The 15,043-nt window shown below is 58.6% G+C and carries 12 protein-coding genes; 2 read left to right on the top strand and 10 right to left on the bottom strand.

Annotated features, from left to right (window positions below; all coding sequences use genetic code 11):
• From SMC1_RS03290 to SMC1_RS03265, 6 genes are all read right to left on the bottom strand, one after another.
• A partial coding sequence (locus SMC1_RS03290; RefSeq protein WP_207799283.1) for a ribonucleoside triphosphate reductase occupies window positions 1-1,470 on the bottom strand: 1,470 nt, incomplete at its 3' end.
• Between the two features lie 419 nt (window positions 1,471-1,889).
• Entirely contained in the window at window positions 1,890-2,840 is a 951-nt protein-coding gene (locus SMC1_RS03285) for an AAA family ATPase (protein WP_119085376.1), read from the bottom strand.
• A 56-nt stretch (window positions 2,841-2,896) separates the two neighbouring features.
• Window positions 2,897-4,372 carry a DUF4129 domain-containing protein gene (locus SMC1_RS03280; RefSeq protein WP_119085375.1) on the bottom strand — a complete coding sequence of 492 codons (1,476 nt, stop codon included), beginning with the start codon at window positions 4,370-4,372 and terminating at the stop codon, window positions 2,897-2,899.
• A 10-nt stretch (window positions 4,373-4,382) separates the two neighbouring features.
• On the bottom strand, window positions 4,383-5,666 hold the full coding sequence (locus SMC1_RS03275; RefSeq protein ID WP_207799282.1) for a DUF58 domain-containing protein: 1,284 nt from the start codon (window positions 5,664-5,666) through the stop codon (window positions 4,383-4,385).
• 79 nt (window positions 5,667-5,745) lie between these two features.
• A complete protein-coding gene (locus SMC1_RS03270) occupies window positions 5,746-7,263 on the bottom strand; it encodes a DUF4129 domain-containing protein (protein WP_119085373.1) in 1,518 nt (505 codons plus the stop codon).
• Between the two features lie 2 nt (window positions 7,264-7,265).
• Window positions 7,266-8,507: a DUF58 domain-containing protein gene (locus SMC1_RS03265; protein WP_119085372.1), complete on the bottom strand. Its 1,242-nt coding sequence runs from the start codon at window positions 8,505-8,507 to the stop codon at window positions 7,266-7,268.
• 249 nt (window positions 8,508-8,756) lie between these two features.
• Between SMC1_RS03265 and SMC1_RS03260 the strand changes: the two genes are divergently transcribed.
• Window positions 8,757-9,599 carry a DegV family protein gene (locus tag SMC1_RS03260; RefSeq protein ID WP_119085371.1) on the top strand — a complete coding sequence of 281 codons (843 nt, stop codon included), beginning with the start codon at window positions 8,757-8,759 and terminating at the stop codon, window positions 9,597-9,599.
• A 130-nt stretch (window positions 9,600-9,729) separates the two neighbouring features.
• On the top strand, window positions 9,730-10,596 hold the full coding sequence (locus tag SMC1_RS03255; protein ID WP_119085370.1) for a DegV family protein: 867 nt from the start codon (window positions 9,730-9,732) through the stop codon (window positions 10,594-10,596).
• On the opposite strand, the gene SMC1_RS03250 is transcribed toward SMC1_RS03255, so the two are convergent.
• From SMC1_RS03250 to SMC1_RS03235, 4 genes are all read right to left on the bottom strand, one after another.
• Window positions 10,556-11,455 (bottom strand): DMT family transporter, encoded by a 900-nt coding sequence (locus tag SMC1_RS03250; protein WP_119085369.1) that lies wholly within the window; start codon window positions 11,453-11,455, stop codon window positions 10,556-10,558. The two genes, SMC1_RS03255 and SMC1_RS03250, sit on opposite strands and share 41 nt — an antisense overlap.
• 143 nt (window positions 11,456-11,598) lie before the next feature.
• Entirely contained in the window at window positions 11,599-13,041 is a 1,443-nt protein-coding gene (locus SMC1_RS03245) for a sigma-54-dependent transcriptional regulator (RefSeq protein ID WP_119085368.1), read from the bottom strand.
• 36 nt (window positions 13,042-13,077) lie between these two features.
• Window positions 13,078-14,475: a sensor histidine kinase gene (locus tag SMC1_RS03240; protein ID WP_119085367.1), complete on the bottom strand. Its 1,398-nt coding sequence runs from the start codon at window positions 14,473-14,475 to the stop codon at window positions 13,078-13,080.
• Between the two features lie 25 nt (window positions 14,476-14,500).
• The coding region (locus tag SMC1_RS03235; RefSeq protein WP_207799281.1) for a 6-phosphofructokinase at window positions 14,501-15,043 on the bottom strand (543 nt) is incomplete at its 5' end.

Raw genomic sequence — 15,043 nt, 5'->3', positions numbered from 1 at the left:
GGCGAAGTTGAGCAGGAGTTCGTTCATGCCGTTGATGCCGATCGTGTTGAAATGGTTGGCCCAGTAGAACCCGTTGCACTGCTTGACTGCATCAAGGTAGTGGCGCGAATAGGGGTAGAGTCCTGCCGCCGTCAGGTTCTCGATGATCTTGCGCTTGATCTCGAGCGACGTGCGAGCGACGTCCATGACGTGGGACAGGCGCTCGAACAGCTCGTCTTTGCTATGAGAGAGGTAGCCGATACGTGGGAGGTCGATGGTGACCACCCCAATGGAGCCGGTGAGAGGATTGGACGCAAACAACCCGCCGCCTCTCTTCCGTAGTTCGCGCGTGTCGAGCCTCAAACGACAGCACATTGAGCGGGCATCGTCCGGGTCCATGTCGCTGTTCACGAAGTTGCTCCAGTACGGGATGCCAAACTTGGCGGTCATCTCGAAGATGGGGTCGTAGACAGGGTTCTGCCAGTCGAAGTCCTTTGTAATATTGTACGTGGGGATGGGGAACGAGAACACACGGCCCTTGGCGTCGCCGGCAAGCATGACTTCGGCGAAAGCACGGTTGAACATGTCCATCTCCGGCTGGAAGTCCGCGTAGGTCTCGGGCACAGGATTTCCGCCGATGATGGCTGCCTCGCTGGCCGTGGCGCCGTGCGGGCGCAGATCCAGCGTGATGTTGCTGAAGGGGGACTGGAAGCCTGACCGTGTGGGGACGTTCATGTTGAACACGAATTCCTGCACGGCCTGCTTGACCTCGTCATAGCGCAGGTGATCGTAGCGGATGAAGGGCGCAAGGTAGGTGTCGACCGAGCTGAACGCCTGTGCGCCGGCCGCCTCGCCCTGCATGGTGAAGATAAAGTTGACCATCTGCCCCAGCGCCGAGCGGAAGTGTTTGGCGGGCTTGCTTTCGACCTTGCCGTACACGCCTCCGAGTCCCCTCAGGAGAAGGTCCTTGAGGTCCCATCCTACACAGTAGGCAGCCAGGTACCCCAGATCGTGCACGTACATGTCGCCGTTGACGTGCGCGTCCCGTACTTCCGGCGGATAGACCTCGTTCAACCAGTACCGGCTCACGACGCTGGTCGCAAGGTGCATGTTGAGCCCCTGAAGAGAGTAACTGGTGTTGGAATTCTCGTTGACGCGCCAGTCCAGTTTCTCCAGGTATTTCTGGATTGTCTCGCGGGGGTCGAGAAGCGTTTTGAGGTCGCGCAGCTTTCGGTGCTGCTCGCGGTAGAGGATATAGGCTTTGGCCGTCTTGTGATGGCGTGACTCCATGAGCGTCTGCTCGACGAGGTCCTGGATCTGTTCGACCGTGGCGATGTCATCGGGGATCTGGGCGACGATAATGCGCGTCAGGCGTTCCGATTCAGTCTCGTCGAATTCCTTCGTAGCCTTGCCGGCTTTCGTGATGGCGATGCGGATTTTGGCTTGGTCGAAGGGTACTTTCTCACCTGTGCGCTTGATTACGTATCGCATGCGTATCGCCCCCAAGTACTGTTGATGGTCTTGACTCATTCTGCGCGGGATACTTCAGACTGTGGCACCCTCAGCAGGCACATGATTATTTTACGGTGGGTTAGGGAGTGCGTCAAGCATTGTGAAGATGCGGCTCAGGGGCTTGACAGAACCAGAATACCTGTTCTGGGAAGGACGTCGCGTGCTAAATTGTCTGCTTGATTGTGACGACGCGCGAATGAGGGGCTCGTTTGCTCTCAATCTCGGTCTTGACGGCGGCGACAAGAGTCCTGTACGCATCCCGGGACGAGTGTGTCGCTCATGTTTCTTGACCAGATAGAGCGGCAGACACAACGAGACGTCACTGCCCAGAATGAGCCACAGCACCGTCAGCTCGGCCCCGAGAGTCAGGCCGCGCGAGGCAGGGCGGACGTACCGCTTCATTGCTTGCTGTAGTCTGCCAGCTTGGGAATCGGGACGTTCTTGAGAGTATTGGTCACGACCTCGTTAGTTGTAACGCCCCGGAGACGGGCTTCAGCCTGCAGAATGAGCCGGTGTCCCGAGATGAACGGGAAAACCAGTTTGATGTCATCCGGGATGACGAAGTCGCGATTCTGGAGATACGCGTACGCCTTGCTGAGGCGCATGAGGTCGATGCTGCCACGGGGAGACAGTCCAAGGTAGACCGTATCGTCGTGCCGCGTGGCGTCGACCAGGGAGACGACGTAGCTGATGAGTTCCGGCGCGATGAAGACGCCCTCGACCTCTTTCTGCATCGTTGTCAGGTCGTCACGGGAGACGATACGGACGTCGTCGCTGATAACCTTGACCCGGGCATAGAAGCCGGTAACGATTTCTTCTTCCTTGTCCTTGCTCGGGTATCCAATCGTCAGCCGGGCCATGAAGCGGTCCAGCTGGGCCTCGGGCAACGGGAACGTACCCTCGTACTCGATGGGATTCATGGTCGCCATGACCACGAACGGGCGGTCCAGCTTGACGATGGTCCCGTCGATAGTGACCTGGTATTCAGCCATGGCCTCGAGAAGCGCTGACTGCGTCTTGGGGGTGCCGCGGTTGATTTCGTCTGCCAGCAGAAGGTTGGTGAAGATCGGTCCCCGTTTCAGCCGGAATTCCTGCGTTTTCTGGTCATAGACTGAGACGCCGGAGATATCCGACGGTAAGAGGTCCGGAGTGAACTGGATACGCTTGAACTGCAGCCCCAGCGAGCGGGAGATGAGGTTGGCGAGTGTTGTCTTGCCCAGACCGGGGACATCCTCGAGGAAGATGTGCCCGCCGGCGAGCAGTGTTGCAAAGGCCACGTCGACAACCGTATTCTTGCCAACAAAGTACTGTTCGACGTAGGATATGGCTTTGTTCAGGTTTTCGTTCATCGTCTGCTCCTTCTGTAGTCTGCTATCTTCTCCATTGTAGACCGTTCAGCTCGAAATCAACGACCCCGCACCGGTCGTTGCGAAGCCCGGGCTTCGTTGCGCATGCTGCGGACACATGTTTGGAGATCCTGCAGTGCGGCCTTGGTCACAAGGACGTCTTCCCCGGTGACGCTGGGACGGCTGTACCGCGCTTTGCCGAAGAGTGTCGCGAGTTGACTCATTGCGCCTGCGCAGGCAGAGACTTCGACCGACACGCGCTGTGCGAACTCGCTGGCGGTTTCTCCCCGCCGCAGGCGCGGCCCGACTGTCGCGACCGCCTCGACGCCCATCGCAAACAGCGCCGTGATACTGGTCACGGGGTCTTTCATCAGGATGCCGTCGTTCAGCGAAACCAGCCGACGTACGGTCCGGATGACCTTCTTGCGCTCCGACCGGTCGAGCATCGACAGCAGGACCTCGTGACGGAACTCAAAGATCATGTCCCGGATGCTGGCGACAATCGACACCAGAAGGAGACTGGCTCCTATCCAGTACACGGTAGCGACGATGGCCTCGAGCGTAGCCTTGATCTCGTTGTTTCTGGGAGGAAGGACGTTGCGCTCCCGCAGTGCCTCGACGATGTCATCGTAATTCTCCCCCGGGACACGCCCTGCCTGGGCGATGCCGTTTGCAATTTGTCCGGTCTTGGCTCCCGTGTAGACGATCGCAAAGATCAGAGCCGTCACGATGAACGCGAGAGGGAAGATCAACGCACGCATGGTCTTTCCCCAGGTGTTGTGAAGGATCGAGATGGAGACAATGACTGCAGCGATCAGCACCGCGGTCATGATGGCCAGTGGGAGATACATGAAGCCGAACAGCTCCCAGAAGTGGTCCTCCATGACGTGCCGCAGTGTAAGGGCAGGCAGGTTCACAGGCAGTCCGCCCGTCCCCGCGGGCTTCGGTGTGGACGCAGGTGTCCCTGGAAGCAGCCACACGGCGGTTCTGGGCAGGGTAGGCGCCTGCACGATAGGGGAGGCGACTGCCGCCACGAAAACGACCAGGAGGATGACGAATCCAGGCAGGAGCCGTCTGGCTGCTCGTGGGTCGGAAGCGGTGACCGCCGAGAGCATCGATGCAGCCAGCATGATGGTCAGCACGATGGTGGCTACCAGGGGGTCTGTATTGCCAAGGACGGCGTAGCAGCACGCGATGATACTGATGCGCAGGAAATGGGCGGGCGACTCGGCAGCCAGCGTCAGGTTGCCGACAAACCAGAAATAGAGCTCGAACAACACGGTGAGCAGGAGAATGGCGAGAAGCTCCTGCAGGGTATGCCGGTCGGCAGTCAGTGCAAGATAGACGATGATAAGACACGTCTCGAGACCGTGATAGAGTCGGAAGAGTTTCTGGTTGCGGTGTGGCAACGCGATGTTCAGCAGAACGAGTGCTGCGACGCCAAACCACCAGGGCACCGCAAGACGGGCGATCCAGAATGCGAGGAAGCAGGCACTATTGGCGATAATCAGCCGGGCAATGCGTGTCGTGTCCATGATAGTCTCCTCAGCCACTGGCGAGTGTGGTGATCGGGTCGTTCAGTCCGACAATCGTCAGTTCGATACCATTCTCCCTGAGCACGCGCTGCAGAGACCTCAGGCGGAGCAGTCTCGGCGTATCCTTCAGGTAATAAGGTGCCTGGTGCTCGCCCGGCAGGAGGAACGTGCCTTCCGGGAACAGGATGATGGTGATGCGCGCGAAGTGTTCGCGCTGCTTGAGCAAGTGCACGACCTCCGTCTCGTCCATCTCGTGGGCGAGGAGAACCAGTTGTGATTGCGCCGGGATCACGCGTGCGTTCTGGTTCAGCCAGTCCAGCACGATGCCGGGGTCTTCTGTCTGTACGGCCTGGGCTCTGGCTACGGCCGTGAGGCAGGAGAGAAGATGCACGCGGTCGCGGCCGGTACCCGTCCAGTCCGTATGGGACCCGATTGCCACGAGGCCGAAGGGCAGGTTGCGGTCATGAACATAGTGCAGGATGCTTGCTGCCGCAGTGGACAGAGTGTCATCCAGCGCTTCCAGCGTGAAGCCCGTATCCAGGTGCACAGTATAGTTCACCAGCAGGATGATGGTCTGAGACGCCGAGGGAGTGAAGTCCTTGACGACGAGCGTTCCCGTGTGGGCGCTCATCTTCCAGTGGATGCGGTTCATCGGCTCCCCGTCATAGGGGTGGGTTCCTGTGAGCTGGCTGGTATCGACATTGGGAGCGTAGCGGACACGCTGTCCGTCGAGAGGTGACGTGAGCGCGATGTGCATCGCCGCAAGCGAGATTGGACGCGGGACGACCGTCAGGGTCAGCTGGGACGGAACCGAGCGCTGGATGCGGAAGATGCCCAGTGGATCCTGCAGTGAGATGCGGGCGGAGCCCAAAGAGTACTGCCCTTTGCGGGTGGCGTCGAAGAACACGGTCGTGCCGTCGTCGTCTTTTCTGCTGTGGCGCCGGATCACGTAAGGCGGGAGCAGTGGTTCGACAGACAGCAGCACAGGACCTGTGACCCTGTACCCGGAGGCAGTGCACGTCAGCATATTTGGCTGGCGTACCGTCGCGACACTGTGGCGAAGGACGCTCGTAACTGTAAGCCGTTGGTACTCGACAGTGAGTATACCGCACAGAAGGACTGTATATGATAGTGCGGCGAGCCCGACGACGAGAAAGGAAGCGCTGCGGAGGAGAAGGGCGAGGGCGAGCATGAGCAGCGACACCAGCAGACCGGCCCCCGCTGTCCTGAAGAACACGCGGAAACCAGTGGAGGGTGCCGCCGTGTTAGGGCGCCCCTCTGGCGGTGCCTTCATCTGACGAATCCCTGCTGTCTCCATCTCGCCTCACTCACTACATCGGGCAGGGTCCCCGGCACGTTACAGGCCGATCGGGTTACTGGGAAACGGGCAATGGTCCATCAGTTCTGATCCGTGGATGCCGGGCCTCGGCCTTCAGCATCTCCAGCAGTTTCTGGTAGGTGGCCTTGGCCAGCCTCACCTGATCGGGAGTCACGTCGATCTTCGAGTAGCGGGCGATGTAGAACAGTCGTCCCAGGACGTCGACGTGCTCGGCCAGGTCAGGGTACCACCGGGCGACGCGAGCGGTCAGTTCTGTCGGCGTTTCTCCGCGCACCATCGCAAGGTCGAGTGGATACAACGCGTTGGCGGCCATATAGAAGATCGCGATGACTGTCCCACGTGGGTCGCGCAGCAAGTCTTCGTCATCCAGACCGCGGATCCTCTTGATGGTTCGTTTGATGATGATGCGGTCACGCCTGCGTCCAATACCCTCGAGGCGGTCCCACTGCGTTGCAAAAGCCTGCCGAACACACGTGACGCCGCAATAAAGCACTGTCAGGATCGACAGGTTGTGCAGGACGAGCCGCAACACTATGACGGCAGAAGAGGGGAAGAGATTGACCTTCAACCTGAGCGCAAGGAACATCTGCCAGGTACGCGGCACCAGAAGTTTCCCGTCGATGATCCAGGGCGAAGAAGGGCCAAACATCAGCGCGTTCAGAGTCTTGCTGTGTATGCTTATGAGAATGAGGAAGATGCAGTTCATGCCGAGCAACAGGAGGAGGACAGGCACAAGTCTCCGCAGAGACTTTCCCGGTCCTTGCTGGAGGACAGCTCCGAGGAATATCCACGCAAGCAGGATCATGAGTGGAGCCGCCAGCAGGGAACCGACGAGAACCTGGAGCTCTTCGGCGAGTGAAATTCGCATCAACCAGGAGCCGAGGAGACTTGTCGCAGCGGCCGGCCAGGGCTTCCACCAGTTCGTGGTATGGCGTCTTGTGATGAAGTCCACGGCGGTAGGACGGCCAAACAGGAAGTCCTGCAGACTCTGGGCAGTCGATGCGCTGAACGGGCCCGTCTCGACCGGCAATGACGTCGCCAGGACCGTGACCACGATCAGGATGATGGCAACCGGTATCAGCCGCTGCAGAAACCTCGGCCGATCCTCGTCTGTTCCTGCGAGCAGCAGTGCCAGCACGAGGAGGAGTGACAGTACGGCGATTGACACGGCGGCGCCTGCGACGTCCAGTGTGATCAGCAGTGCCAGCCACACGATGTTGCCAAGGTAAACCGGTTTCCCGGGAGTCTTCAGCCTGGTGAGAACGATGCCGGCGTAGAAGAGCATTGGCACGAGGAGGAAGAAGAATTCCCGGTAGCGTGCCGCGTAGTCGATGGCCAGGCGCTGACTGTTTGTGGCCAGGACGCTCACCAGAGCAATGGCGATGATGGCTTCCCACGTTAACCTGTGCCGCCCCAGCCATGGTCCTGCCACCAGAACAGCCAGTGCGGGCAGCACGACCCACCATGGGATGGTAGCGCGTGCCGTCCAGAAGACCAGGAGTGTCGCTACCATCATGAAGGAGACATGCAGCAGTGATTTCTCGTGGTTCATGGTCAGGTCTCTCCCAGAGCAGCAAGCGTATCGTTGAGGCCGATGATGGACAGGTCCACGCTGGCATCTCTCAGGATCTTCTGCGTCTGCTTGAGGCGTGCAATCTGTTCGATATCGGGCATGAAGTACGGGACCGCCCGCTCACCGTACAACAGGAAGCTTCCATACGGGAACAGGCAGATCGAAATACGTGAGAACTGCGCCTGCATGCGAAGCAGCGCTCCAATCTCCTCTTCCTTCAGCTCGTGCTGGATGAGAAACAGCTGTGAGCGGGCGGGGATGCGGAGCCGTTCCCGTCTGAGATAGTCGAGAAACACCGTACTGGATGGTTCCCTGTCCATGCGGGCTCGTGCGTGCGCAAGGAGGCGATAACAGGCGAACAGATGAGTCGCGTCCTTTGAGAATCCATTGGAGGAGAGTGTCTCCTCTCCCAGAACGGTAAGTCCGAAGGGCAGCTTGCGGTCATAGGAATACTGGAGGACACTGGCGCCCACCATGGTCATGTAGTCTTCGAAGGTTTCCAGGGTAAAGCTGGGCTCGCGCCGAAGCGTCAGGTTGAGCAGGACGACGACGGTCTTCGAGGCGGATGGGGCGAACTCCTTCACCATGAGCTCACCTCGGTGAGCACTCATCTTCCAGTGAATACGGTTCATGGGGTCACTTTCGTAAGGTCGCACTCCCGCAAGCTGCGAGACATCATAGTTGGGTGCGAACTTGACGCGCTGACCATCGAGGGGAGAGGTCAGGGAGATGCGCAGTTTCTCGAGGGGGAGGATCGTGGGGAACACCGTGAGCTTCTCATCTGCTGTCAGGCGTCTGCTGATGCGGAACAGGCGCAGAGGGTCGGTCACGGTCAGGATACCCTCTCCCAGGTCATACACCCCTCGACGGTTAACGTGGAACTGCAGGACGTACGTCCGGTCATGCCACGAGGAGCTTTCGCGGATGATGTATTCAGGGACCAGCGGCTGGAGCCAGATTGAGAGAGGGGAACGTCGCGGGATGCCCTCAAGAGAGATCGTCAGCGTGTCCTGTGACTTCATCTGCACGACCGCCTGTCGCAGACGCTTCACGACCCTGGTGCGGTCACTTGTCCGCAATACCAGCGGGACCATGATTGCCGTGTAAGTTGTGATGAGGGTCGCAAGATAGAACAGGGGCCGGGTGCCGAGGATGAGCCATGACACCGCCGCGAGCGAGGATATAAGGATTGCGCGCCCTGCGACGCGGAGAATTCGCCTCAAGCCGCCCTCACGATTCCATGTCCTGTCTTGCACGGTCTCCCGAGTGCCTCATGCCAAGACCACCTCTTTGCCAGTCAGCCATGTACTGCAGACTACAAATATTGTACGGTGGCAAGGCTGATTTGCAATGCTGGAGCGGTGCAAGAGGATGCCACAGTGGTACCGGGGCGAGATCTCAACCTTGGCTGGTTGTTGCGAACCGTTTTTTCTGGTAAACTACACAAGCGAATACGCAGAGGTGAACGACACATGGTACAAGTTGTCATGGACACGACAACAGGCATGACCAGACAGGAGTTCGACCAGTCAGGCATAACGATGATCCCTCTCTATGTCCGGGACGGCGACAAGGTCTACCGAGAACAGGTGGATATCTTTCCCGACGAGTTCTACCGGCGGGAAAGGGCGGGTCTCATCTATGAGACCGCTCAGACAAACCCTGCAGACCTGGTTTCCGTGTTCAAGCCCATCGTGGAAGCTGGCGACGAAGTCGTATGTGTGCTCATCTCAAGCGCCATCTCTGGTTCCGTGAACGCAGCGCATGTCGCTGCCCAGATGCTCGGTGCCGAAGACAGGATTACTGTCGTAGATTCTCTGGAATCCGGGTACGGTGAGGCATACCTTGGTCACACGGCAAAGAAGATGGCCGATGCCGGGGAAAGTCGCGTGGAAATTGTTCGGGCTCTTGCCGACATTCGGAGTCGGACACGCACGTACTTCATCATGGAATCACTCAAGTGGCTGTTCCATGGGGGTCGTCTGACGGGAGCACAGTACTTCGTTGGATCCGTGATCAAGCTGAACCCGATTGTCTGGTTTGACGAGGCTGGACGCATGACGTCCTACGACAAGACACGAACCATTAAGGTTGCCAAGGACCACATGCGCCAGCTTGTCGCAGACTGTGGCAAGAACGGGGTCGAGGCTGCGACCCTGCATTGGCCGGACAATCTGAATGAGGCTCAGGGGTTCCACGCCGAGATGGAGGAAATCCTCCAGGCCCCCGTGTCATATACCAAGCTGTCGTGTGTACTGGGCGTGCACACGGGACCTGACCTTCTCGGGCCTTGCATCATCATGAAGGCGTCGTGACCAGATCATCTGGTCGGACCAGCCAGCGACGCCGACCCTCATGCTATCGTGTAGCACGATGGACGTGTCTGCAAGTGACACCAGAAAATGGTGACAGGCGGCCCACAGAGGGGCCCTGGAAAGGAGTCGAATGATCAAAGTCATCATGGACTCGACGTGTGGCATGACTGTCGAGGACTTCGAGAAGGCAGGTATGGTCATGGTGCCTCTCTACGTCCGTGAAGGAGAGACTCTCTATCGCGACGGCGTCGACATTAAGCCGGCCGAGTTCTACAAGAAGGAGCGGGAGGGCGTCATCTTCGAGAGCGCGCAGACCAATCCCGACGACCTGGTGCGCATCTTCCGGCCGATCGTGGAGGCTGGAGACGAAATCGTCTGTGTCATGATATCAGGGGCTATTTCGGGGTCCGTCAATGCGGGTCGCGTTGCCGCCCAGACGCTGGAGGCCGAGGATCGGATTTCCATCGTGGACTCTCGCCAAAGCGGCTACTGCCAGCTTACGATGGGCAGGCTGGCCAAGAGCATGGCAGATGAGGGCAAGAGTCGTGCTCAGATCGTTGAAGCGCTCACCGAGCTGCGGGACCGCACGTGGGTCTACTTCATCATGGAATCGCTCCACTGGCTGTACAAGGGCGGCCGCCTCACGGGCGCGCAGGCCCTCATCGGGACGATCATCCAGCTCAAACCTATTGTCTGGTTTGACGACCTTGGCCGCATGGTAACGCACAACAAGATCCGAACAATCAAGGCGGGCAAGGAACGACTCAAGGAACTGGTCCTGGAAATGGCCTCATATGGCGTGGTGTCTGCAGGGTTACATTGGGCCGACAACTGGGATGAAGCCAAGGAGTTCGGAGACTGGATGGAATCCGTGCTCCACGTACCGGTCGAATATAACAGGGTCTCCTGTGTCGTCGGCTGTCACGTGGGCCCGACGGTTCTGGGACCCGTCGTGGTCATGAAGGAGAAGCCAAAGGCGAAGAATCGCGTAGACTGAGCAGGACGCCCAGAAGGACGACGGCTCCGCCGGCCAGCTGCATCACTGTCACTGTTTCGTGCAGCACGACCCAGGAGGTCAGCACACCGAAGACCGGGATAAGGTTGAGGATGTTGACCGCTTGGGTCGATGTCATTCTGGCGACCCCATAGTTGTACAGTGAGTACCCTCCGACCGAACAGAAAACTGCCAGATAGATGACGGCCCAGACAGCTGCGGCGGGGATTGGGAAGACTGGCCGCTCGAACACCCCTACCAGAGGAAGCAGGACGACACTGCCGAACAACATCTGAAACATCGCAGTCCTGCTGGCTGAGCTGTTCTTGGACAAGTTCTTGACCAGAATGCTGTAGAATGCCCAGCAGATGCCTGAGAGGATGATGAGTCCATCGCCAAGCAGGCGGTGCCCTCCCAGAGTCCCTCCCAGCGAACGTGGGTTGACGATGAGGACGACGCCGACGACTGACAGCGCAATGCCCGCGACAGCGGTATGCGAGAACCTCTTGTGGTAGGCAAGAGCCTCCACCAGGAGCGACAGCACGGGAAAGACGCCCATCATGAGCGAGATCTCGGAAGCCGTTGACAGGGCAAGTCCCACGTTCTCAAAGATGTGGTTCAGCGTATAGCCCAGGACTCCACCCAGAATCATGGCGCCGAATGCCCGGCGGTCCAGACGGAGGTCTTCGTGACGAAAGAGCAGCCAGACGAGCAGGATGGCGCTTGCGAGCACGAAGCGTATCCACGCGAGCGAAAGCGGCGGAATCGAGCGCAGGGCAAGCTTGGACACGGTAAAGGACGTTCCCCAGACGAACGCCGATGCTACGACGGACGCTATGTTGGCAGTTCGGCTTGTTCGCATGATTGCATAATGGTACCTTTCTCGGCAGCTCTTGTCAAAGAGGGGGCACGCGGCTGCACCTATACTGCCGAGAATAAGAGAAGCCCCGGTGGTTCATGTCCGGGGCTTCGTAGAGTGAGGAGATCAGTTACAGGATGTCGTCGCTACTGGTCCCGGTCCTGCAGCTTGTAGTCCCGGATCTTGTTGAACAGCGATTTGCGGGAGATGCCGAGGATCTGGGCGGCCTTGGTCTTGTTGCCGCCGGATTCGTGCAAGGCCTTGCGGATCATGTCGATCTCCATTTGCTGGATGGCGTCTGACAGATGAAGCCCACCGTTCCCGTCTGCGGCGACGGGCTGCGGCTGCGCGGGTTGTGCCACCAGCGGCTGACTCTCAGGAGCTGAAGACTCCTCGCGCCGATGCAGAATGGGTTGAGAGCCAAGGTCCACTGTTTCGGGAAGGAGCACGTGTGCCTGGGAGATGATGACTGCCCGGGCGATGACGTTTTCCAGCTCTCTGACATTTCCCGGCCACTCGTATGCATCGAGGCGCTCCAAGGTTTGGTCCGCAATCTCGGTGACGTCGCGCCCGTACTTGGCGGCATATTTTCTGAGGAAGTGGCGAGCTAGCAACACGATATCACCGCGCCGGTCGCGCAGCTGGGGAAGCCGTAGTGTAATGACGTTGAGACGATAGAACAGGTCCTCGCGGAACTTCCGTTCAGAGACCAGTCTGGTCAAGTCTTGGTTCGTGGCCGCGATGACACGTGCGGACGATGTCAGGTGCTCATGGCCGCCGACGCGTTCGAAGCCTCCATCCTGCAAAATTCGCAGCAGTTTGGCCTGAAGCGGCAGCGACATGTCGCCGATCTCGTCGAGAAAGATAGTGCCACTGGAGGCTTGCTCGAACTTGCCGATGTGTGTCTCGAAAGCATCAGTGAAGGCTCCCTTTTCGTGACCGAACAACTCGCTTTCGAGAAGGTTCTCCGGGATGGCTGCGCAGTTGACAACGACGAACGCACAGTCTTTCCGATGGCTGTTATTGTGAACGGCCTTGGCGACCAGCTCCTTGCCGGTGCCTGAGTCGCCGAGAACGAGAACGGTCGCGTCCGAGCTGGCGACCTTGCCGATCTGCTTGTAGACTTCCTGCATGAGTGGACTCTGGCCAACGAGCTCATCGCTGTTGATGATGGGAAGGTCCTCGGGGCGGGTTCGTCCTGAGAGAAATGACAGTTCGCGAAGCTCAAGAGCCCTCCTCACCTTGATTTTTACCTCATCGATGTCAAACGGTTTGGTCAGATAGTCATAGGCGCCGGACTTCATGGCTGAAATGGCGAGATCCGACGAACCGAATGCTGTCAGGAAGATGACGGGGAGATCAGGCTGGGACTCTTTGATCTTGAGAAAAGCATCCATACCACTCATGACGGGCATCTTGACGTCCATCAGGACCGTGTCCGGGCTCATAGCTTTAACCTTCTCGACTGCTTCCTGGCCGTTCTTGGCGACATTGACGCGATAGCCCTCGTCCTCAAGTGATTCGCGGAGCAGTTCACGTATGTTTTCCTCGTCGTCTACGACCAGAATGAGCTTGCTTAGGGTTTTCATAGGCAATTGCACATTTTATCGGGTTCGAAGTCCGAGTCAAACACCAGGATCGATGATTCGCTGCATGTTGACAGTGAACGTGGTACCTGCTCCCTCTGTACTCTCATAGGTGATAACCCCATTGTGGAAAGATGCGATCTTCTGGGAAATGGGAAGGCCAAGACCTGTACCATGTTCCTTGGTCGTGAAAAACGGTGTGAACATCTTGGGCCTGTCCTCGTTCTTGATACCAACACCGACATCACGTACCTCGACGATGACCCGATCCGCGTCGGTCTTTGCAGTGACGGTGACAGCTCCGTCTTCCTTGTCCTGCATCGACTGTATGGCGTTCTGCAGCAGGTTTATGAACATCTGCTCGGTCTGGCGCGCATCCCAGGTGACCATGACCTGTGGCACCTGGAGGTCGAGCGTCGTGTGGCCATCCTTGAACTGCTCCGCCATTAGCTCGCCGAGCGAAGCAAAGAACTCCTGGAGATCGAATTCGATCGGCTGGACCGGAGATGGGCGCCCGAAGGTGAGGAGGTCCTTGACCAGCGCTTCCAGGCGGTCGGCTTCGCTGCGGATGGGGATGATGTACTTGGCTTCGGGACGCCCCTGCAGTTTCTTCTCCAGAAGGCTTGCATATCCCTTGATGCTTGTGAGCGGGTTGCGTACCTCGTGGGCGATGCCGGTCGTAAAGATGCCGAGCGTCTTGAGGGCCTCGGTCTCCTTCGCTTCTTCGATACTCCGCTTGAGTGAGTGTGCCAGGTCGGCGACAACGCGCGAGATCTCTCCCAGCTCCCCTCCACCGCGTGGCACGCGCGTGTCGAGGTTGGTCTTGAGTCGGACGACGCTGCGGCGCAGGGACAGCAGCCGTATCAGGAAGAAGGTCAGCAGGACGATGGTTGCTGCGCCGCTCAGCCCGATGGAGACAGTCGAAGTCTTGAAGGCCTCGAAGCGGACGCGCTGCAAGGGAGCGAGGACCTGAGGCATGTCCCTGTCGACGATCAGGTAGCCGAGTGTTTGTGTGCCTGCCTTTAATGGAAGAGCGACGGTCAGCTTGGGTAATGGGTTGTGCGACGCGTCGGTCAGGTAGACGAGGCTTGGGGTGAAGAGGCTGATCTGATACCCGATGCTGACACTGGGGAAGTTGTCCTTAAACACGTTGATGTAGTCATAATAGGATTTGGAGAGGAAGATGTTCATCAGTTCGTTCTGCCTGGTCTGGCTCAACCTGTCGAACTTGTAACTGTTGAACAGTTCGCGGTACATGCGGTTCCAGCGCTCGACGGCCTGCGATCCTATGGCCTGGAGGGTCTCGCTCTCCTTGTTGACGAGTTCGTTCTGAAACCCAACAATGAGGCGGTTGCTCAGAATCGCCATCGAGATACCCACGATGAGCAGGGCAGTCACAATGATCTGGAAAGTCAGTGACTTGAAGACTCGACCCAATTGGTCCTCCCGGGATGAAGCAAGGCTAGATGGATACTCTCTTCAGCAGTTCCACAAGCTCTGGCTTGAGAAGGTTGCGCCGGGTGACTGTTTCGAGCGTCTCCTGAAGGACAATATGCCCGTCGCGTGTTCCTGCGACGACATCCGAGTGACCTTCACTGAGAGCGACAACTGCCGCTTCGCCCGATGTGCTGGCCAGGATGCGGTCGAAGCGCGTGGGGCTCCCCCCTCGCTGGACGTAGCCAAGGACGGTCGCCCTGCACTCCACCGGCAGGTTGGCATTGATGTAGTGCGATAGCTCCTCTGCATGCCCTGCGCCTTCTGCCATGACGATGATGTGGTGTTTCTTCTGCGCCATGACGTCGTCGTGCAGGCGTGTGATGAGTTTGGGGATGCTGAAGGGCAGTTCCGGGGTCAGAACGATGTCGGCGCCAGTCGCCAGAGCAGCTTCGAGTGCAATGGAGCCATTGTCTCTGCCCATGACCTCAACGACAAACACACGGTCGTGAGACTCCGCCACGTCGCGAATACGGTCGATAGCGTCAATGGCGATGTTGACGGCAGTATC

The sequence above is a fragment of the Candidatus Cryosericum septentrionale genome, assembly GCF_003570995.1.
GTDB classification, from domain to species: domain Bacteria; phylum Caldisericota; class Caldisericia; order Cryosericales; family Cryosericaceae; genus Cryosericum; species Cryosericum septentrionale.
Note: the sequence above shows the minus strand (reverse complement) of the source record. Positions and strands in the feature narration are given on the sequence as shown.